A 19711-nucleotide genomic window follows, 5' to 3' on the forward strand; every position below is an offset into this window, starting at 1 on the left:
CGGACGGGAAAACCTGAATGGCAGACCAGCAAGGCACAGACGGCATGACGATCACGCTCAACGGCCGCCAGACCGCTGTCAGTGGCCACGACTCCCTGCCGCTGCTTCATGTCCTCAGGGAGGTTCTCGGACTGAAAGGCACGCGCTTCGGCTGCGGACAGGGCACCTGCGGGGCCTGCACGGTGATCGTCGACGGCAAGGCGGTGACCTCCTGCGATCTGCCCTTGGAGGCGGTTCGCGGAAAACGCATCGAAACCGTCGAATGCCTGACCGCCGCCGGTGCGACCCATCCGCTGGCGGAAGCCGTTCTGGCCTGTCAGGCGGCGCAATGCGGCTACTGTCTTCCGGGCATCCTGATGGCGGCGAAAGCCCTGCTCGATCGCGAGCCCGACGCACCGGACGCCCGGATTCGCGAGGCGCTGGACGATAACCTCTGCCGCTGCGGGGCGCATTTGCGCATCCTGCGGGCGGTCCGCCTGGCAAGTGAAACCATGACAGCGGCAAAAGACCGATGAGCGCGCTCAGCATTCCCCTGCCGCTCAAGGCCGCTCCCGAGATATCCGACTGGATCCGTTTCGGACCGGGACGGACCGTCGAGATGCTGACCGGCCGCGTCGAACTCGGTCAGGGAAATCTGACCGCACTGGCGCAGATGGCAGCGGATGAACTGGGACTTGCTCCGGGTGACATCGTCATCACCTCCGGCAACACCGAGCGCACCCCCAATGAAGGATACACCGCCGGCAGCATGTCGGTCTCCATGGGCGGCATGGCGCTCCGCTTCGCCGCGTCGGCGGCCCGTGTGCTGATCCTGCGGGAAGCCTCGCTGAAATTGAATGCCGATTACCGCTGTCTGAGCGTGCGCGACGGCAGCATTCTGGAAGAGGGACGGCAGACGGATCTGGATCTCTGGGATCTCGCCGCCGGTCTGGATTTCGCGGTCCCGGTGATGGGCTACGCGGCCCCCTTGGGACCGGACCGGCACACGCTGTCGTCACACGTCCTGCCGCGCAGGGATCTGCCCGACAGGATATTCGGAACCCCTTTCATTCACGACTTTGCGCCGGACGGCATGGTCCATGGGCGTATCCTTCATCCTCCGGCGTTGGGGGCGGTGTTGCGCTCGCTGGACCTGACAGCCCTGGCGGCAAGACCTGGCGTCATCGACGTCTTTCGTGACGGGTCCGTTGTCGGCATTCTTGCAGAGAGCTTTGCCGAGGTGACTTCTGCGACAGGCTGGGCGGCAATCCGCGCCGAATGGTCTGTCCCGGACTTCCCTCAAGACGGGTCGCTCCGTGAACTTCTTGCCAGCGCCGCCGGTGCTGAAACGGTCGTCCATGAAACAGGGGAAGTCCCGGCTGAGGACGCAGACGCCGTCGAGGTTACCGCCAGCCGGGCTTATCTCAGTCACGGCTCCATCGGGCCTTCCGCAGCCATGGCTGTCTGGCGGGACGGCAGGCTGAAGATATGGTCACATTCGCAGGGCGTGTTCCAGCTACGCAACGCCGTCGCCCGGGTGATCGGGCTGGATATCGAGGACGTCAGCATCGAACACGCACCGGGCGCTGGCTGTTACGGTCATAACGGTGCGGACGATGCCGCCTTCGATGCGGCTCTGCTGGCGCGTCATGCCACGGGAAAACCGGTGAAGGTGATCTGGAGCCGGCTGGACGAGTTCCGGGTCGCGCCGCTCGGCGCCGCCATGATGACCTCCGCCAGAGCCCATCTCGACGAGACAGGCACGCTTACCTCCGCCGCCGTCCTTGTGACGAGCCCGCCGCATGCCAACCGCCCCGACATGGCCGGTGCTCCGAACCTCGTGACCGCCACCCGACTCGCCAATCCGATCCCGCTTGCAAGATCCGCCGACCTGCCCCTCCCGCAGGGGGGAGCGGACCGCAACGCGGTTCCCGCCTATACGATCCCCAATCTTCGCGTGGCCAAGAAGCTGGTTCACGACCTGCCCTACAGAACGTCCTCGCTCAGAGGGCTCGGCGCGCATCTGAATATCTTCGCCATCGAGATGCTGATGGAAAAATGCGCGGCCGCGACCGGCGAAGACCCGGCTGCTTTCAGACTGCGGCACATCGAGGATCCAAGGGCGCGGGCCGTGATCGAGACTGCCATGTCCGAAGGCAGGGCGCTGAGGGAGGACCTTGAGCCAGGAACCGAGGGCTGCGGTCTGGGCTTCGGCAGATACAAGAACGCCGGTGCCTACGCCGCCGTTCTGGCCCGGGTCAAAGTGGATGAAGGTGTTTCAGTGTCGCATGTTCACGCCGTGGTCGACTCCGGTGAAGTCGTCAATCGCGATGGCGCGCTCAATCAGATCGAGGGCGGGATTCTCCAGGCAATGAGCTGGACCCTGAAGGAAGAGGTGAAACTGGCAGGCCCGCTGGTGGCGACGGAAACCTGGCTCGACTATCCGATCCTGAAATTTTCAGAGGTTCCGGAGGTTTCCGTCAGCCTGATCGATCGGCCGGACATGCCGCCGCTCGGCTGCGCCGAAGCAATGCAGGGACCGGTCGCGGCAGCGATAGGAAGCGCCCTTTTCAACGCCCTGGGCATCCAGGTCTGCGAACTGCCGCTGACGAGAGACCGCATCATGGCTGCCGCATTGGCGTGACCGGCTGACCCTCGGAATTTCAGAAGCTGCGCCGCACTTCGGAAACACCGTTCCAGACGGCACTCCATTCCGACGCATCGTCCACCTTCTGCATTCCGGTCATCGAACCGGTGAGCACCCATTGACCTTTTTTCAGGCCGCCCAGCATGTCGCCGCCGTGGTTGGCATAGGCCAGAAGGGCTCCTACCGGATCGATATTGACCGGTGTGAATGCCTCGGGCGTGCCGTTCCGGCAAAGTGTCAGATACGCCACCGGATCGGGCCGCAGGGCGGCAACGGGCAAAGCCGTGCCGATGACCAGACCGTCATTCGCCAGACAATCCGCCAACCGCTGGGGAAACGGCAGATCGGGCGCCGTCAGCCGGTATGAGACACGTTCGAAAGCCACGGCAAAGACGTCCACTGCCTTCAGGATGGTGTTTCGCGTATAGGCGACAGATGGCCGGCAGGGCAGGTCGTGACAGAGCCTGAGGGCGATCTCGGTTTCCAGCAGCAACCTTTGGCCGGCGCGGGTGGATGACGACTGGGCTTCGTCGCCCCAGACGGGTGCCGCGGTCGGTCCACTGGGGCCGGAAGCAGACACCTTCCAGCATTGCGGAGTGACGTTCAGAAACCGCGCAACGCGCCGCTGCACCTCGTACCCTTCCTGTTCCGTCTCCGGCCGGGCATAAGCGGGCAGGTGGGCAAGCGTGGCGCCACTGCCGCGGCACCCAGCGAGCAGTTCCGCAGCGGTATCGAGCCTTTTTTCCGTCCATTCGGGATCTCTGTCAGTCATCGAGTGCCATCTCCGGCCAGGTGTCGTGCCAGGGGAAGGCGTTTTCGTATTGCAGGGCCAGTCTCATCAGGAGCCAGTCGCGATTGTGCGCGCCGACCAGCTGGCAGCCGATGGGCAGTCCGTTCGGGGCCGGCGGACCGGGCAGATTGACTGCCGGGTGCCCGATGGCGTTTACCCAGCCGGTATAGACGGCATGTCCGCGCGGTCCGACCGAATGACCGTCGATCATGCGCGGATAATCCGTGCCCACGGGCCAGGGCATGGCGGCGCTCGACGGTGTCAGAACCGCATCCCAGGTCTGGAAAAAACGCGCTGCGTCCTCGCGCAGGCGGGCGATCCTGTCAAAGAGGCTAAACAGCGCATCGGACCCGAAGGAACGGCTGCAATCGGCCATCTCCCTGTATTTCGGACTGGCACTGGCGAATGTGTCGCCAAGTCGCCCGGCGAGGGATCCCAGTCCGGCCTGGCCGATACGCGTCCAGTGCTCGTTGAGGTCGGCAAGGTCCAGCGGCAGAGTACCTGGCGTCACCCGGTGGCCGAGCGTCTCCAGTCTTGCCGCCATCTGTCGGCTGCTATCGGCGATCAGGGGATCAAGCGGGGCATCTGCCATCTTTTCGACGTAGAGGATATTCAGGCTAGCCGGTGCGGAGCCCAGATCCAGGTCCTTTCCCGGCTCTTCCGGGAGAGCGGATCTCGGGTCACCGTGATGGTATCCTTCCATGGCGCGAAAAAGCAGCGCAGCGCTTTCCACGTCCCGGGTGATCGGGCCGATGACTTCCATGTCGAAGAGAACCTGGGGAAGGGTGACCGTCCGCGGGAGACGGCCGATCGTCGGCTTCAGTCCGAAAAGACCCGTATAGCCGCAGGGCCGTCTGATTGACCCGCCTCCGTCGGTTCCGATCGCCGCAGGAAAAAGACCTGCGGCAACCCCTGCGACCGATCCGCCGCTGGAGCCGCCGGGGGTCAGGTTCGTGTCCCACGGGTTGCGCGTCGGCCCGAACAGCGGATTGTCGGTAAACCCTTCCAGCGTGAATTCGGGAACATTGGTCTTGCCGAGTATCACCATGCCGGACGCTCTCAACCGCGCAACAGGCGTCTCGTCCTCGACAGGTATGAAATCGGCATAGACCGGACTTCCCCATGTGGTGCGGACCGTCGCGGTCAGGATGTTGTCCTTCACCGCGAACGGAATGCCGTCCAGTGGCCCCAGGGTTTCCCCTGTCGCGCGGCGGGCATCACTTTCCGCGGCCTGGGTGAGCGCCATGTCGTTGCGGGTGACCAGTGCGTTGAGCGCAGGGTCGAGCCGATCGGCGCGTGACAGCGCCGCCTCGGTCATCCCCACCGACGAGATACGGCCTGCCGCCAGATCCGAAGCGAGTTCGATGAGCGTTTTCTTCCACACTTCGGTCATTGGAACATCGTTTGCGGCAGCCAGAGGGCAATATTCGGGAAGGCGATCATCAGCAAAGTGAAGACCAGCATGATGACGACATAGGGCACGGCTCCCCTGACGACATCGATGAAGGGCCCCCCATCCAGCCGCACGCCCTGGACAACATAGAGGTTCATGCCGACCGGCGGGGTGATCAGTCCCAGTTCGCACATCAGCACGACGAAGATGCCGAACCAGACCGGATCGATCCCCGCCGACGTGATCACCGGCACGGCGATCGGAATGGTCAGCACCTGCATGGACAGCACATCCATGAACATGCCGAGGACAAGGTAGAAGACCACCAGAGCGAGAAGCAGCCCGACCGGCGACAGGCCGAGCGATGCGATCCAGGAGGTCATCGACTGGGCCGCGCCAGTCAGGGAAAGCGTCACGTTCAGGATGAAGGCGCTTGTGACGATAAGCAGGACCATGCCTGTGGTCTTGGCCGTCTGGACGAAACAGCGGTTCAGGAAATCAAGGCTGAGTTTGCGGTGGAACAGGACGAAACCCAGGGCGGTGGTGACACCGAGCGCGGCGGATTCCGTCGGCGTCGCGATGCCCAGATAAATGCTGCCGATAACGATCAGGAAGATGATCACGGGTGGCAGCAGGGCCGTTGAGGCCTTTACCTTGTCCGCAAGGGAGAAAACGTCGGCACTTTCTCGCCGTTCGTGCCGGTGGGTGTAGCCGATATAGGCCATGAAACACAGGGTCAGCAGGATTCCCGGAACGATGCCGGCGACGAACAGCTGTCCGATCGACTGCTCTGCCATCGAACCGTAGACAAGCAGATTGACGCTCGGGGGAATGAGAATGCCCAGCGTTCCGCCGGCTGCAAGGCTGCCCAGGGCCTTGGCCTTGTCGTAGCCGCGCGCGTCGAGGGTCGGCATGGCGACGGTGCCGATCGTCGCGGCTGTCGCCACGGACGACCCGGAGGTTGCTGAAAACAGCGCGCAGCAGCCGATGTTCGTGTGCAGCAGCCCACCCGGCAGGAAACCCAGCCACATGGACATTGCCCCGTACATCCGGTCGGCGATGCCGCTGCGCAGAAGCAACTCGCCGAGCAGGATGAACAGCGGAATCGCTGTGAGAAGGTTTTCGTTCTGGACGCCCCAGACGACGGCCCCCATGGTTTCCACCAGCGGCCAGCCGAAGGCAAGCACCCCGCCGACGATGCCTGCAAGTGCCATGACGGCGGCGATCGGAACTCCGACCAGCATCACGGCCAGCATGATGAAAAAGGCGATGAGAATGGTTGATACGGCCATGGTTCGACTATCTGCTCCGAAGGTCCGTCAGTTCGTCATTCAGTTCCTCCGAGACACCCTTGGGTCCGAAGTCGTGGTTCAGTCCGTCCAGATCTCCCGAAACCAGCTGCCTGAGAGCTGACGCGGTGCGCCATGCGGTCACGATGAAGAAGATCACCAGGGCCGCGTACCAGATGGTTTGCGGATAGATGAGCGGCGTTGCCCAGGGCGTGGCGGCGGTACTGCCGTACTCGAGCGTGTCCTTGATGACCGAAAAGCAGTAGCGCAGGAAAAAGATACCGAAGGCGAACATGGACAGCGTCGCGAGAATGTTGAGCGCCGCCTGTACGCGCGGTGGCATCCGGTCATAGAGAAAGTCGATACGGATGTGTCCGCGTTCGACGACTGCGATGGAGAAAGCAAGCGAGCCGCAGATCGCTAGAACATATCCGCCGAGCTCGTCGGCCCCCTGGAACGAATGGTTGAATATCTTCCGGCTGAGCGTTTCCAGGGTCACGAAAAGGGAAAAGGCAAGCAGAATCAGTCCGAAGGACCAACTCGCCACACGAGTGAAGAAGTGCATGATCGCAAAGACCTGTTATTCAGAGGAAAACGGCGCGCCGTTTTCGGCGCGCCGGTAGCTGTTACATGCCGAGGCGGGTGCCGACTGTGGCTTTCCAATCCGCCGAACAGGACGGGTTGGTGGCATCGCAGACTTCGGCCCAGGCCGGGAAGGAGAGTTCCTTCACCGCGCTTTCGACGATTTTCAGGTCTTCCTCCGAAATCGGAACCTCGACGAGATCATACGGCTTGTTCAATTCGCAAGGCGTCTTGCCGACATTGCAGCGCATGGCGTCGTCGAACAGTTCCTCCGAATAGGCCCAGATATCGGAGACCAATGTGTCGAAGGCCGCTTCGATCTTCGCCTGGTCCTCCGGGGTGAACTTGTTCCAGGTATCGAGGTTGATCCCGTAACCGTTCAGGGCGATCTGAAAGGCCAGCGGCAGGACATGGGTCGTGACTTCCGGCCATGCGGCGGAATTCGCCGAGCTCGGGCCGGTAATCGCGCAGTCCACGACGCCGCGGGCAAGGGATTGCTGGACTTCGGAGAAGCTGAGGGGGACCGGGATGCCGCCGACACTTTCCACGAACTTGGCAAGGTTCTGGTCATAGACCCGCACCTTGTAACCTTTGAGGTCGGTCAGCTTGCTGATCTCCGGCTTGCAGAACAGGACCTGCGGTCCGAACGGCCAGATGCCGAGCAGCTTGGTGTTGAATTTTTCCTGAAGGCGCTTGTCGACGATTTCCGAAAAGTCGGCCATCGTCTTCTTGCCGGCATCGTAGGTCGGGTTCAGGCCGACGAGATCCAGACCCAGGATGGTCGGTTCGTCCCGGCTGACCTGCGACATGCGCAGGGAAATGATGTTGAACAGGCCGCTCTTGAGGATACGCAGTTCCTCGGTGTCCTTGATGCCGGTCGCATCCAGCGGCTGGAAGTTCACCGTCACGTCGAGACCGGTGTCCGCCGCGAAGGTTTCGAAGAAGGGCTGTTCCTTGTTCTTCTGGATCAGGCCGGTGCTTCCCGGCTGGCCGAGCACCTTCAGTTCGACGGTCTCGCCGATCGCCGGCGATCCAAGCAGAAGGCCAAGGGAAAGGGCTGCAAATAATTGACGCATGACGTACTCCATTTTGTTCTGACGGAGTACGTGCAGCAAGCGTTGTGCCAATTGTGCGGAATGGGCAGGCGGTAGCGTTCGTTTAGGGGGCGGGAAAGGTCGCTTCGACCACTTCTCCCGTGCGCCGAACGTGCTGCTTCATGAGACGTCCGGCAAGTGCAGCGTCGCCCGCCTCGAACGCTTTCATGATGCCGTTGTGCTCCTCCATCGCTTCCATCCAGCGGTCCTGTCCGGCGAGGGCCTGGTAGCGCAGGTGGCGGGCGCGCGTCATGAGCGATGCGTGTGTTTCAATGAGGATCGGATTGCCCGAGAGTTCGACGATCTTCAGGTGAATTTGGTGATTGAGTGCGAAATATTCATCCCGTTCACCTGCCGTGTGATGCATGGCCATCTTGTCGTGAAGAGATTTCAAGCGTTTGAATTCACTCTGCTTTATGGAGGCGGCCACGGTTTCGGCGGCAAGCATCTCGAGACCCGAGATGACTTCGAACAGCTGCCGCATTTCCTTGGCGGTCGTCTTCGTGACACGGGCACCGCGGTTAGGCCGGTGCTCGATCAGACCTTCATGCGTCAGCGTCTTGATCGCTTCGCGAAGCGGCGTGCGAGAGACGTTGAGCTGCGCGCACAATGCAGTCTCGATGATGCGGTCACCGTCGCTCAGCGCGCCCTCCAGAATGAGCGCACGCAGCTGCCTGGCAACATTTTCATGGAGCTGCTGGCGGCGAACGGGACGCACCGTCCGTCCGGATGAATTTTTCGAATGCTGAGTCATGTTGGTGACGATAATCGTCGAAAATGGCGATCTGGTAAATTATATAATGCCTATATATCAATCTTTTACGCCTAAATTGTATACAATATACAATGTAAGGCTGCAAGAATCGACGCTCCCGGCTTATTCGGGTGGCCGGCGCCCTGGAAGTAAAATATTTCGTTTCAATAACTTAGGAAGATTTCCCGCCCGTGGCGGGCTCTTGGCACTGCGATTGCTTCTCTTCTGTAGATCCTTCCCGCGCAACCAGATTTCTTGGGCGGGATAAACCGGAAGGAAGGGAACGCATGGTCAGGGCATATACGGTGCCGGATCGTCGGGAAGCGTACAGCGGGGAAAACACCGGCGGCGGCAGAGCCGGGTCGGCGGTGCCTTCAGTTTTGGAAAATCTCCTCGAAATTCACCGGGGCGGAAACCGTTTCCGGGAAATCGAGACGTTCCTGAACGTGTGTGAAGTGGTCCCTGGAAAGTGCCACGGCCGACATCGGGTCTCCCTTGCGCAGGGCGTCGACGATCGCGGCGTGTTCATCGACGCCGCAGGCCGAGTGCCCGGCATGTTCGTAAAGAGAAACCATGATCGACGAGCGGCTGAGCAGGTCCCGGATGAAGCGCGACAGTTCTTCGTTGTCGAGCGCATCAACCAGCAGAATGTGAAACTCGCCGGAAAGGCGCACGGACAATGCGCGGTCGTTTGCGCGCGCGGCGTCGCGCTCCTTGCGAAGATGTTCCTCCAGCGAGGCGAGCATGGCTTCGGAAAGGGATGTGCCGAGTTGCAGAAGCACACCGGCCTCGAGCGTCCTGTGGGCCTGGTAGACAGCCCGGATCTCTTCCGCGGAAGGACTGGGCACGCGCGCACCCCTGTTGGGAATGATGTCGATGCGGCGGTCGGCGGCAAGACGATGCAGGGCCTTGCGCACACGTTCGCGCGATACGCCCAGGGCATCGGCAAGCTTGTGCTCGGCCAGCTTCGTGCCTGCTCTCAGCTTGCCTTCCATAAGCGCGTTCGACAGCCGGTCATAAACCCTTTCGTCAATCTCGGGTGCGGATTTGGGGGTGCGCCGCATGGTCTGTTTCACGTCCGTTGGTCTTTCTGGAATCAATTTGTGCACAAAAATATCAAAAAATGTGCACAAAATTTTTCTGAATTTACCGCCTCTCACATGAGTTTAATTAAAGCATTGAATTAAAACAATAAATAAAAATGTGCACATTTGGCACCGTGCTTGCATGGCCGTCCATGTCTTTGTTCCCCCAGCGTGGAGGATTGGAATATGTCTCGCAGGAATACCATTACACGCAGAAATGCGCTCAAGCTTGGTGCCGCGGCAGCCGGCACCCTGGCAATGCCGGCAATCGGTCGGGCCCAGTCGAAGGAAATGATCGTCGGCTGCGCGGGCGGCCATGTCGGCTGGATGGAAAAAGCCGTCCTTCCGCTTTTCGAGGCGAAGTATGATTGCAAAATCATTCTCGAGGGGACGAAGTCGTCCGTGAACCTGGAAAAAATGCGCTCGAACAAGGACCAGCCCTATCTTTCCGTCGTGATGATGGACGATCCGGTCCTGATACAGGCGGTTGAGGAAAAGCTGATCGAAAAGCTCGATCCGGGCGCGTTGTCCAACATGTCGTCCATCAAGCCCGAGGCCATTCATATGGAGGGGATGTGGGCCAACTACCAGCAGCCCTGGTGCGGCGTCGCCTTCAATACAGGCTTGGTCAGTGACGTTCCCTCCTGGGAGGCGTTGTGGGACCCGGCATACAAGGGCAAGGTGATAATCCCGTCGCTCCAGAATACGGAAGGCCTGTGGACGCTGTTCTTCGCCGCCCAGCTTGCGACCGGCAAGCCGCTTGAGGAAGCCCAGTACGACATCGATGCCGCCTTCGATAAGCTGGCGGAACTGAAGCCCAATCTGCTCACGATCTACACCAAGATGCCGCCGAGCTTCAATTTGCTTGAGCAGGGCGAAGCGTCGCTGCTGGCGGGATCGTTTTCGTCCATCGCGATTCCCCGCAAGCTGGAAGGCGCACCGGTCGATCTTGCAGCGCCGAAGGAAGGCGTCGGCGCCATGCCTTCCGGCATCGCCCGGGTGATGGGCGGACCGGAAGAGGAACTGGCCGCGGCTTTCATCAACGAGATGCTCGGGCCGGAGCTTCAGGCGGCCATGATCAAGGAGACTTTCGCCCTGCCGACCAACACCGGCGTGACCGCCGGCGACGGCGTGCCGACCGATGTAAAGGCCTTCTCTCCGGATTGGGGTGCGGTTGCCGGCAACCGGCGGGACTGGATCGAGCGGTTCGACCGCGAGATCGCCGTCTGACTTTCCCGAGTATCCGCTAGCCAGGATGAGCTGAATGGTTCCCGCATTCGACGACCCGCACTATCTGGTCGCCGCTTCCGTATCGAAGAGTTTTCAGGGCACCCGTGTTCTGGAGAACCTCGATCTTGAAATCGGGAAGGGTGAATTCGTTTCCCTTCTCGGCCCGTCCGGGTGTGGCAAGACCACCTTGCTGCGGATGATCGCCGGCCTTCTGGCGGTCGATGGCGGGTCGATCACGCTCGGCGGCAAGGTTATTTCCGGCCTGCCGCCGCACAGGAGAAACGTGGGCGTGGTTTTTCAGAACTACGCCCTCTTTCCCCACCTGACCGTACGTGAAAACATCGCTTTCGGCCTGAAGGCACGCGGGGTTTCCACGTCTGAGGCTAAGGCGAACGTCGACCGGTTCCTTGAGCTTATCAAGCTGCCGGATATAGCCGAAAGGTTTCCCTCTGCGCTCTCGGGCGGGCAGCAGCAGCGGGTTGCTGTCGCCCGCGCCCTGGCGCCCCGCCCAGATATCCTGTTGCTCGACGAACCTTTCAGCGCGCTGGACAGAAAGCTTCGCGAGACCATGCAGATCGAATTGAAGTCGCTGCTGCGCGATCTGGGTATCACCTCGGTCTTCGTGACTCACGACCAGGAAGAGGCGCTCGTCATGTCCGACAGGATCGCGGTGATGAATGCGGGTGTCATCGAGCAGTTCGGTGCGCCGCAGGACATCTACCAATTTCCCGGCTCACGTTTCGTCCTCGATTTCATCGGCTCGTCCTCGCAGCTCGCGGGGACCGTACTGGCGGAAACCGGAGGCGAGCTGACCATATCCGTCGGCGGCTCCGAGGTCCGCGCAGCGGGGCGCTTCGTCAGGGGCGCTCCGGTAACAGTGGCCCTGCGCCCGGAGGACATGTCGATTCACCTCCCCGGAAGCGCGCCGGAGGGCCACAACACCGTTCCGGTGGTCCTTAGGGACCGCATCTATGTCGGTGCCCGCACCCAGGCGCATTTCACCGGCAGCCAGGGGGAAAGCCTCGCCATCGATCTGTCTCCGGATCATGCCGGCCGTCTGGATCAGGGCGCGACCTATGCTGCCGCCTGGAGCCCTGAAAAGACCCTCATCTTCCCGGGGAACGGACAATGAAGAAGCAAGGCGAGCAAAAGGACAGGACGTGGATCCTCGCCGCTCCGGGTGTCGGCTATCTGACCGTGCTCTACGCGCTGCCGCTCGGCTTGCTGCTGCTGGCCAGCTTTCGGCTGCCTGAGGCGTTCAGCATATCCGCCTATATCGATTTTTTCGGTGATCCGTTCAACTGGTACATCATCTGGAACACTCTGCGGTCGGCCCTTCTGACGACGGCTTTCTGCCTTCTGATCGGCTATCCGGCGGCCTTTGCGCTGGCCTGGTCGAAAGGCTGGCTGCAGTCACTGTTCCTGATCTCTTTGATCTTGCCGCTTTCGGTCGGGATCGTGGTCAAGGCATTCGCCTGGACGATCGTGCTGCGCAGCGACGGTGTCCTGAACCAGGCGCTGATGGCGCTCGGTCTCACCAGCGAGCCGGTGCGGCTGATTTTCACGGAGACGGGACTGATCTTTGGCGCGGTCAACGTGTTCGTGCCTTTCATGATCATGCCGGTCTATTCGGTGATCCGCCTCCTTGACCCGAGGCTGGCGGAAGCAGCCCGGACCCTCGGCGCCGGCCCGCTCTACGTCTTCTGGAAAATCATTCTGCCACTCACCGTGCCGGGCATCATTGCCGGAATCGCCTTCGTGTTTTCACTGGCGCTGGCCATGTATGTCATTCCGACACTGCTTGTCGGTGAAAGGTTCATGACCCTGTCCCAGCAGATCGCGCGGTCCTATCTCTACCTGCGCAACGAAACGTTGGGATCGACGGTTGCGGTTGTCCTCTTGGTCTTCTCGCTGATCGTCATCGTCGCCAGCCAGTGGCTGGCCGGAAAGGTGAGGGCGAACACGTGACCACCCTCGAACGCCTTGCCCGCCTGGCTGTGTGGACCATCGGACTGGCCGTGTGCGTCTATCTCATGGTGCCGCTTTTCGTGACCGTTGCGGTTTCCTTCTCCGCTTCACCCGTCTTCGACCTGCCACCGCCAAGCTGGTCGCTGCGCTGGTATGAGGCGCTCGGATCCAAACGGGGATTCCTTCCCTCCCTGACCCTCTCGGTCCAGATTGCCCTCATATCGACTGGCATCTCCCTGGTCCTTGGAACCCTGACGGCGATTGCCGTCGTCAAGGGACGGTTCCCGGGCCGCACCGCGATCTCGACCTTCGTTGTTTCTCCGTTGATGATGCCGGGGCTCGTGATCGGCATCGCGCTGCTGCAGTTTCTGCGCGAGATCGGCTACCGGGATGCCTATACCGGTCTGATTCTGGGGCATGTGATCGTCACGCTCCCTTTCATCATGAGGACGGTGCAGGCCAGCCTGAGCCTGTTCGATTTCACACTGATCGATGCGGCCAGAACGCTCGGCCTCAGCTACCCGAAAGCGGTCATCAAGGTTCTCGTTCCGGTCCTCAGTCCGGCTTATTTGAGTTCCGGCCTGTTCGCCTTTCTCGCCTCGATGGACAATTACCCGATCTCGATCTTCCTGACGGACGCGCGCAACAAGACGTTGCCGATCCAGGTCCTGGAATATCTGGAGGTCAGGCCCGATCCGACCATCGCGGCGATTTCCTCCCTTCTCATCCTGCTCACCATCATCGTCCTCGTCATTTCCGACCGGCTGGTGGGCTTGCGCCGAATGACTGACTTCTGACTCTGGAACCGCATTGATGACATCACAAAAACGCTATCTGCTCGGCATGCTCACACCCTCCTCCAACACAGTTCTCGAACCGGTCACCTCGGCGATGGTGTCCGACCTGGAGGACACGACGGCGCATTTCGGCCGCTTCCGCGTCACCGAAATCTCGCTCGGCGAAAACGCGCTCGGCCAGTTCGAGAATGAACCGATGCTCGCGGCCGCCGAACTGCTCGCGGATGCCCTTGTGGGCTGCATCTGCTGGAACGGCACGTCGGCGGGGTGGCTCGGCTTCGAACGCGACGAGGAGCTTTGCGCCGCGATTACCGAAAGAACAGGGGTTCCGGCCTGTTCGTCCGTGCTGGCGATCAATGAAATCTTCGACCGCACCGGGGTGAAGACATTCGGACTGGTGACGCCCTATCTCGATGACGTTCAGGAAAGAATTGTCTCCAATTACGCCTCTGCGGGCTTCACATGCACCGCGGAACGGCACCTGAACCTCAAGGTCAATTTTTCCTTTTCCGAGGTGTCCGAAGCGCAGATCGAGGACATGATCCGCGCCGTTGCCGCGGAAGGCAACCCGGACGCCATCCTGGTCTTCTGTACCAATCTTCTTGGCGCCACCGTTGTGGACAGGCTCGAACGGGAACTCGGCGTTCCCATCTATGACACCGTCCAGACAGCGGTCTGGAAATCCATGAAAGTCTGCGGCGCCGATCCTGCACGGGTGACCGGCTGGGGCCGGTTGTTTCAGGAACTCGACTGAGCCGGGGTGCTTGCGATGTCATTCTATCAGCGGGACTATCTCGGCTATGGCGCCTCTCCGCCACGTGTTGTCTGGCCGGGCGCGGCACGGGTCGCCGTGTCGCTTGTCATCAATGTCGAGGAAGGGTCCGAGTTTTCGATCCGCCGCGGCGATGCCGTCAACGAACGCATCTACGACATGACCGCCGAACCCTTCCGCCATCCCGATATCGCCATGGAAAGCCATTTCGATTATGGCCCCCGGGTGGGTTACCGGCGGATTGTCCGGCTTCTGGCAAAACATGGCGTACCGGCGACACTGAGCGCCACCGGGGAGACCGCGCGCCTCTATCCGTGGATGTTCGAAGATGCCGTCGGCCGGGGGCACGAGATTGCCGCGCATGGCTGGCGCTGGGAGGGCCACCAGGGACTGTCCGGCGACGATGAGCGCGACCGCATCCGCAAGACGGTCGACGCACTTCAACAGGCGGCCGGCACGCCGCCCGTCGGGTGGCACACCCGCACCTCGGCCAGTCCCCGCACGCGCGACCTTCTGATCGAACATGGCGGGTTCCTGTACGACAGCGACGCCTATGACGACGAGCTGCCAAGGGTTGTCCGCACGGATAACGGCCCGCATGTGATCATGCCCTATGCGCTGGATACCAACGACATGCGCTTTCAGCTGCCCAACGGGTTCAGGGACGGGGCGGAGTTCGCCCGTTATCTGTGCGCGGCCTATGACTGGCTGTGGGAGGAGGGGGGTGAGGTCCCGAGGATGATGAGTGTCGGGCTGCATCTGCGCATTGTTTCCAGACCGGCAAGGATCGGCGGACTGGCGGCTTTTCTCGACCATGTTGTTGCGAAGGGCGGGGCCTGGTTCGCGACGCGGCGGGACATAGCCCGGCACTGGCTGAAAGCGAGCGAAGGCGAAGAGGGAAATTCATGAACAGTTTCGAGACGATCGTCAAAGGTGGGACAATTGCCACCGCGTCCGACGTCTTCAAGGCGGATATCGGCATTCGGAGCGGCAGGATCGTTGCCATCGCGGAGGCTCTTGAGGGGGCGGACGAGGTTATCGACGCAACCGGAAGGCTCGTCCTGCCCGGCGGGATCGACAGCCACGTCCATATCTCACAGCCCTCAGGCGAGGGGATCGTCATGGCCGACGATTTTGACAGTGCCACCCGCTCTGCGGCCTTCGGCGGCAATACCACGCTCATGCCATTCTGTTTCCAGGAAAAGGGGCAGAGCTTGCGCGAAGCGCTCGCCTGGTATCACGGTCTTGCGGAGGGACAATGTCACGTAGATGTGAGCTTTCATCTCATCGTCTCGGACCCGACGCCACAGGTGCTGGGCCAGGAACTGCCCGCTCTGGCGGAAGAAGGCTACACGTCCTTCAAGATGTTCATGACGTACGACGATCTGAAACTCACCGACCGCGAGATCCTGGAAACCATGACGGCGGCGAAGGTCTCCGGCGCCCGCGCAATGATCCACGCGGAAAATGACGACGCGATCGCTTTTCTGCGGGACCAGGCGGAGCTCGCCGGCGATATAGCTCCGAAGTTTCATGCCGCGACCCGGCCTATCCCGGTGGAGCGTGAAGCGACGCACCGTGCGATCAGTCTTGCCGAAATCGCAGATGTGCCGCTGGTCGTCGTTCATGTCTCCAACCGGGAAGCGATGGAGGAGATAGCGCGTGCACGCGCCAGGGGGCTCAAGATCTATGGTGAAACCTGCCCGCAATATCTGGTCTTGACCGCTGAAGATCTCGATATTCCGCAAGGCGCCAAGAACGTCTGCTCGCCGCCGCCTCGCGACGAGGCAAGCCAGGTGGCCTGCTGGGAAGGCATCGAGCAGGGCATTTTTTCCGTCTTTTCCTCCGACCACTGTCCGTTCCGCTATGAGGATACCGCAGGGAAAAAACATCCCCGGGGAGAACAAAGCTTCCGATGGATTCCCAACGGCATACCGGGGGTCGAGACCCGTTTGCCCATCCTGTTTTCGGAAGGTGTGGGAAAGGGCCGGATCGACCTGCAGCGCTTTGTGGAGCTGACCGCGACGAACCACGCCAGGCTCTACGGTCTTTATCCGCAAAAAGGCACGATTGCGATCGGCTCGGATGCGGACATCGTTTTATGGGATCCGGACAGGGAAGTGACCATCACCCAGGATAGTCTTCATCATGGCTCGGACTACACGCCCTACGAAGGCTTCAGGGTGACCGGCTGGCCGGTTCTCACCATGGTGCGCGGCAGGACCGTTGTCGCCGACGGCAGGATGCCGTCGGCTGATCCCGTCGGCATGCATATTGCGCGCAGTAAACCGGCCGCCTGAGAGCGCGGCCTGGGACAGCCGCTGGAAAGCTGACGGTCGGAGCGTCAGCCGCCCCTAGGCAGCCCCAAGCCGGAGCCGGTTGAAGACCTGAAAGGGGGGCGACTTTCAAACTGGGAGCGCCTCTCGGCTGCGTTCATCGAACGCCGGATGTTCAAGCACACATGCCACGGAGTGACCATCGCCCAGATCGGTGACCGGCGGCAGTCCTGAGAGGCATTGCGGACGCGCGAAGGCGCAGCGCGGTGCGAAGGAACACGCGGAGGGCAGCTCTTCCAGGGCCGGCGGGGAGCCCGGAATGGCGTCGAGGCGCTCGCCCTTGACCGCTCCGTGCAGGTTGGCCGCCAGCAGGCCGCGTGTATAGGGATGCCGCGGGTTCTTGATCACATCGCGCGTTGTCCCCGTCTCGACGATGTTGCCGGCATACATGACCGCAATTCTGTCGGAGACTTCCACGGCGACGCCGATATCGTGGGTCACGAAGATGACGCCCATGCCGAATTCCCGCTGCAACTCCCTCAGCAGCAGCAGGATCTGGATCTGCACGGTTGCGTCCAGCGCGGTGGTCGGTTCGTCGGCAAGCAGGAGTTTGGGGCGGCAGGCGAGCGCCAGCGCGATCATGGCGCGCTGGCGCATGCCGCCGGACATTTCGTGCGGATAGTTTTTCAGACGCCGCTCGGGTGAAGGAATGCGCACCCGGGTCAGCATGTCGAGGGCGACGTCCATGGCGGCGTGCCTGCCGATCCCCTTGTGACGCATCACCGTTTCGGCGATCTGGTCGCCGATCGTGTAGACGGGATCGAGAGCCAGCGCGGGCTCCTGGAACACCATCGACACCTCGCGGCCCCGGTAGGCGGAAAGGGCCCGGCCGGAAAGGGTCGTGATGTCGGTGCCGTTGACGCGGACGCTGCCTTCGATTTCGCTGCGCCTGGGCGGCAGGAGGCGCAGAAGCGTTTTCAGGGTCACGCTCTTTCCGGAGCCGGATTCCCCCAGAAGGCCAAGCGTCTCGCCCTGTTGCATGGAAAGGCTCAGACCGTTGATGGCATGAACCGTGCGCTCTCCCTTGAATCTGACCTTGAGAGCATTGAATTCGACAAGGGGGGTCTCGGTCATTCCGCTGCCTCCCGTTTTGCAAGGCTGTGGCCCGAGCCCGGTTCGTGGATGTGGCAGGCCGCAAGATGCGCTTCGTCCCCGGCGATAACGCTGAGGACCGGTTTGCGTGCCGCGCATACGTCTTCGGCAAACCGGCACCTGGTGTGGAAGCGGCAGCCGGAGGGCGGATCGATCGGGTTCGGCGGATCGCCCGCCAGTGGCGGTTCGTCGGTACGATTGTCCGGATCCATCGACGGCATGGCGGCGAACAGTGACGCGGTATAGGGGTGCGCCTGCTTCGCGTAGATGGCTTCGGAGGGTCCTATTTCCACGACTTCGCCCAGATACATCACAAGCACCCGGTCGGAGATGTAGCGCACCACGTTGAGATCGTGGGAAATGAACACATAGGTAAGACCGAATTCCCGGCGGAGATCGTTCAGAAGGTTGAGAACCTGCGCCTCGACGGATTTGTCGAGCGCGGAGACGGCCTCGTCCAGGATGACCAGCCGCGGCTCCATGGCCAGCGCCCGGGCGATATTGACGCGCTGGCGTTGCCCGCCGGAAAGCTCGTGCGGATAGCGCTGGGCGAAGCGGTCTGGCTCAAGTCCCACCCGGGCGAGAAGATCGCGCGCCCGGTCCATCGGCTTGTCCAGGCCCTGGATCTTCGGTCCGAAAGCGATGGAGTCCACGATGGTCAGGCGAGGATTGAGCGAAGCGTAGCTGTCCTGAAAGACCATCTGCACACCACGGCGCAATTCTTTCAGCCCTATGTCGCCGCCGAGGGTGTCGCCATCGAAGATGATGCCGCCCTCGTCCAGCTCGATCAGGCCGATAAGCAGGCGGGCGGTGGTCGACTTTCCGCAACCGGATTCCCCGACGATCCCGAGGGTTTCACCCTTGATCACGTCGAAGGAGACACCGTCGACGGCACGCACTGTTGCGGATCGGCGATTGAAAAGACCCGAGCGGACCGGAAAGTGCTTCTTCAGGTCCTTGGCGATGATCAGCGGTTGACCGGGGCCACCCCGGTCCTGCTGGCCGGATCCGGCTTCAGTCTTTGACATTCATGGCACTCCGGAGACCGTCGCTCAAAAGGTTGAGGCAAAGGGATGTGATGAAGATCATCAGGCCGGGCAGCGCCGCCACCCAGGGATTGACGTAGATGGCGGTGCGCAGCGTATTCAGCATCAGGCCCCACTCCGGTTCGGGAGGGCGTACGCCGATACCCAGGAAGGACAGGCCCGCCGCCAGGATCATGCATACGCTGGTCAGGCTCGTCGCATAGACGAAGATCGGTCCGAGGACATTGCCGATGATATGCACCCGAATGATCGTCAGCGCTCCGCCGCCGCTGGCTCTCGCGGCGTCGATATAGTCGAGCGCCCGGACACTCGCCGTGGCGCTTTCCGCCACGCGGGCGATCGGGGGAATGAAGACGATGGTCAGCGACACGAGGCTGTTGACGATGCCCGCGCCAAGGGCGCTTGAAATGGCGATTGCCAGCAGCACCGAGGGAAACGCGAAAAACACGTCGACCGTACGCATGATCAGCGCGTTGATCCGCCCGCCCGCGTAACCGGCGACAAGGCCGAAAGCCGAACCGATGAAAAACGCGAGCACAACCGGCACCAGACCGACGAACAGCGTCAGCCGGCCGCCGTAGATGAGCCGGGACAGCATGTCCCGGCCCTGCTCGTCCGTTCCCAGCGGAAAGCCGGGATAGCCGATGGGCTTCAACCGCTTGATCATGCTGGACTTGTAGGGGTCGTCCAGCCCCAGATAGGGCGCGAAGATCGCCGACAGGATCAGAAGCAGGACGATCAAGGCGCAGGTGATCGCGACGGGATCGCGGGAAAACCGTTTCAGGACGCCGGTCCAGTAGCCTGCGGCGGCGGTAACCGGCACATCCGGTGCGATTGTATCGGTTGCGGCGCTCATG

19 protein-coding genes are annotated in these 19711 nt (G+C 61.8%); 9 read left to right on the top strand and 10 right to left on the bottom strand.

The genetic code is table 11. From position 1 onward, the window contains the following. The first annotated feature begins 17 nt into the window (after positions 1-17). On the top strand, positions 18-515 hold the full coding sequence (locus Q1B40_RS00420) for a (2Fe-2S)-binding protein (protein WP_299808361.1): 498 nt from the start codon (positions 18-20) through the stop codon (positions 513-515). Further along, the gene (locus Q1B40_RS00425; RefSeq protein ID WP_299808363.1) at positions 512-2623 is read left to right on the top strand and encodes a molybdopterin cofactor-binding domain-containing protein; all 2112 of its coding nucleotides are present in this window, start codon (positions 512-514) and stop codon (positions 2621-2623) included. The genes Q1B40_RS00420 and Q1B40_RS00425 overlap by 4 nt, the downstream gene beginning before the upstream one ends. 19 nt (positions 2624-2642) lie before the next feature. On the opposite strand, the gene Q1B40_RS00430 is transcribed toward Q1B40_RS00425, so the two are convergent. From Q1B40_RS00430 to Q1B40_RS00460, 7 genes are all read right to left on the bottom strand, one after another. Continuing rightward, a complete protein-coding gene (locus tag Q1B40_RS00430) occupies positions 2643-3398 on the bottom strand; it encodes a hypothetical protein (RefSeq protein ID WP_299808366.1) in 756 nt (251 codons plus the stop codon). Then, a complete protein-coding gene (locus Q1B40_RS00435; protein ID WP_299808369.1) occupies positions 3391-4809 on the bottom strand; it encodes an amidase in 1419 nt (472 codons plus the stop codon). Before Q1B40_RS00435 ends, Q1B40_RS00430 begins: the two co-directional genes overlap by 8 nt. After that, the gene (locus Q1B40_RS00440) at positions 4806-6101 is read right to left on the bottom strand and encodes a TRAP transporter large permease (protein ID WP_299808372.1); all 1296 of its coding nucleotides are present in this window, start codon (positions 6099-6101) and stop codon (positions 4806-4808) included. Before Q1B40_RS00440 ends, Q1B40_RS00435 begins: the two co-directional genes overlap by 4 nt. Positions 6102-6108: 7 nt before the next feature. Further along, entirely contained in the window at positions 6109-6663 is a 555-nt protein-coding gene (locus Q1B40_RS00445; RefSeq protein WP_299808375.1) for a TRAP transporter small permease, read from the bottom strand. A gap of 61 nt (positions 6664-6724) precedes the next feature. After that, a complete protein-coding gene (locus tag Q1B40_RS00450; protein ID WP_299808378.1) occupies positions 6725-7756 on the bottom strand; it encodes a TRAP transporter substrate-binding protein in 1032 nt (343 codons plus the stop codon). Between the two features lie 82 nt (positions 7757-7838). Then, entirely contained in the window at positions 7839-8492 is a 654-nt protein-coding gene (locus Q1B40_RS00455; RefSeq protein ID WP_299808381.1) for a GntR family transcriptional regulator, read from the bottom strand. A 410-nt stretch (positions 8493-8902) separates the two neighbouring features. Beyond that, the gene (locus Q1B40_RS00460) at positions 8903-9592 is read right to left on the bottom strand and encodes a GntR family transcriptional regulator (RefSeq protein ID WP_299808384.1); all 690 of its coding nucleotides are present in this window, start codon (positions 9590-9592) and stop codon (positions 8903-8905) included. Between the two features lie 207 nt (positions 9593-9799). On the opposite strand from Q1B40_RS00460, the gene Q1B40_RS00465 reads away from it, so the two are divergent. The 7 genes from Q1B40_RS00465 to hydA are packed head-to-tail and all read left to right on the top strand — an operon-like array spanning position 9800 to position 16680. Then, a complete protein-coding gene (locus Q1B40_RS00465) occupies positions 9800-10843 on the top strand; it encodes an extracellular solute-binding protein (protein WP_299808386.1) in 1044 nt (347 codons plus the stop codon). Positions 10844-10877: 34 nt separating this feature from the next. Beyond that, the gene (locus tag Q1B40_RS00470) at positions 10878-11975 is read left to right on the top strand and encodes an ABC transporter ATP-binding protein (RefSeq protein ID WP_299808390.1); all 1098 of its coding nucleotides are present in this window, start codon (positions 10878-10880) and stop codon (positions 11973-11975) included. After that, on the top strand, positions 11972-12811 hold the full coding sequence (locus Q1B40_RS00475; protein ID WP_299808393.1) for an ABC transporter permease: 840 nt from the start codon (positions 11972-11974) through the stop codon (positions 12809-12811). The genes Q1B40_RS00470 and Q1B40_RS00475 overlap by 4 nt, the downstream gene beginning before the upstream one ends. After that, entirely contained in the window at positions 12808-13608 is an 801-nt protein-coding gene (locus Q1B40_RS00480; protein WP_299808396.1) for an ABC transporter permease, read from the top strand. The genes Q1B40_RS00475 and Q1B40_RS00480 overlap by 4 nt, the downstream gene beginning before the upstream one ends. A gap of 16 nt (positions 13609-13624) precedes the next feature. Continuing rightward, complete coding sequence (locus Q1B40_RS00485; protein WP_299808399.1) at positions 13625-14362, top strand: aspartate/glutamate racemase family protein; 738 nt, start codon at positions 13625-13627, stop codon at positions 14360-14362. 15 nt (positions 14363-14377) lie between these two features. Continuing rightward, complete coding sequence (locus tag Q1B40_RS00490) at positions 14378-15289, top strand: polysaccharide deacetylase family protein (protein WP_299808402.1); 912 nt, start codon at positions 14378-14380, stop codon at positions 15287-15289. Continuing rightward, complete coding sequence (hydA, locus tag Q1B40_RS00495) at positions 15286-16680, top strand: dihydropyrimidinase (protein WP_299808406.1); 1395 nt, start codon at positions 15286-15288, stop codon at positions 16678-16680. The genes Q1B40_RS00490 and hydA overlap by 4 nt, the downstream gene beginning before the upstream one ends. A gap of 105 nt (positions 16681-16785) precedes the next feature. Here hydA and Q1B40_RS00500 read toward each other — a convergent pair whose 3' ends face one another. Genes Q1B40_RS00500 through Q1B40_RS00510 form a run of 3 tightly spaced genes read right to left on the bottom strand, consistent with a single transcriptional unit; the run spans position 16786 to position 19710 of the window. Further along, positions 16786-17790 carry an ABC transporter ATP-binding protein gene (locus tag Q1B40_RS00500; RefSeq protein WP_299808410.1) on the bottom strand — a complete coding sequence of 335 codons (1005 nt, stop codon included), beginning with the start codon at positions 17788-17790 and terminating at the stop codon, positions 16786-16788. Further along, on the bottom strand, positions 17787-18836 hold the full coding sequence (locus Q1B40_RS00505) for an ABC transporter ATP-binding protein (protein ID WP_299808413.1): 1050 nt from the start codon (positions 18834-18836) through the stop codon (positions 17787-17789). Before Q1B40_RS00505 ends, Q1B40_RS00500 begins: the two co-directional genes overlap by 4 nt. Then, positions 18823-19710: an ABC transporter permease gene (locus Q1B40_RS00510; protein ID WP_299808416.1), complete on the bottom strand. Its 888-nt coding sequence runs from the start codon at positions 19708-19710 to the stop codon at positions 18823-18825. Before Q1B40_RS00510 ends, Q1B40_RS00505 begins: the two co-directional genes overlap by 14 nt. Position 19711 lies beyond the last annotated feature (1 nt).

The organism is uncultured Roseibium sp., from assembly GCF_947496995.1.
GTDB lineage: Bacteria > Pseudomonadota > Alphaproteobacteria > Rhizobiales > Stappiaceae > Roseibium.

Bases quoted from the DNA above. Each gene is read 5' to 3' on its own strand.
- Q1B40_RS00420 (WP_299808361.1), top strand. From the start codon at position 18: ATGGCAGACCAGCAAGGCACAGACGGCATGACGATCACGCTCAACGGC.
- Q1B40_RS00425 (WP_299808363.1), top strand. From the start codon at position 512: ATGAGCGCGCTCAGCATTCCCCTGCCGCTCAAGGCCGCTCCCGAGATA.
- Q1B40_RS00430 (WP_299808366.1), bottom strand. From the start codon at position 3,398: ATGACTGACAGAGATCCCGAATGGACGGAAAAAAGGCTCGATACCGCT.
- Q1B40_RS00435 (WP_299808369.1), bottom strand. From the start codon at position 4,809: ATGACCGAAGTGTGGAAGAAAACGCTCATCGAACTCGCTTCGGATCTG.
- Q1B40_RS00440 (WP_299808372.1), bottom strand. From the start codon at position 6,101: ATGGCCGTATCAACCATTCTCATCGCCTTTTTCATCATGCTGGCCGTG.
- Q1B40_RS00445 (WP_299808375.1), bottom strand. From the start codon at position 6,663: ATGCACTTCTTCACTCGTGTGGCGAGTTGGTCCTTCGGACTGATTCTG.
- Q1B40_RS00450 (WP_299808378.1), bottom strand. From the start codon at position 7,756: ATGCGTCAATTATTTGCAGCCCTTTCCCTTGGCCTTCTGCTTGGATCG.
- Q1B40_RS00460 (WP_299808384.1), bottom strand. From the start codon at position 9,592: ATGCGGCGCACCCCCAAATCCGCACCCGAGATTGACGAAAGGGTTTAT.
- Q1B40_RS00465 (WP_299808386.1), top strand. From the start codon at position 9,800: ATGTCTCGCAGGAATACCATTACACGCAGAAATGCGCTCAAGCTTGGT.
- Q1B40_RS00470 (WP_299808390.1), top strand. From the start codon at position 10,878: ATGGTTCCCGCATTCGACGACCCGCACTATCTGGTCGCCGCTTCCGTA.
- Q1B40_RS00475 (WP_299808393.1), top strand. From the start codon at position 11,972: ATGAAGAAGCAAGGCGAGCAAAAGGACAGGACGTGGATCCTCGCCGCT.
- Q1B40_RS00485 (WP_299808399.1), top strand. From the start codon at position 13,625: ATGACATCACAAAAACGCTATCTGCTCGGCATGCTCACACCCTCCTCC.
- Q1B40_RS00490 (WP_299808402.1), top strand. From the start codon at position 14,378: ATGTCATTCTATCAGCGGGACTATCTCGGCTATGGCGCCTCTCCGCCA.
- hydA (WP_299808406.1), top strand. From the start codon at position 15,286: ATGAACAGTTTCGAGACGATCGTCAAAGGTGGGACAATTGCCACCGCG.
- Q1B40_RS00500 (WP_299808410.1), bottom strand. From the start codon at position 17,790: ATGACCGAGACCCCCCTTGTCGAATTCAATGCTCTCAAGGTCAGATTC.
- Q1B40_RS00505 (WP_299808413.1), bottom strand. From the start codon at position 18,836: ATGTCAAAGACTGAAGCCGGATCCGGCCAGCAGGACCGGGGTGGCCCC.
- Q1B40_RS00510 (WP_299808416.1), bottom strand. From the start codon at position 19,710: ATGAGCGCCGCAACCGATACAATCGCACCGGATGTGCCGGTTACCGCC.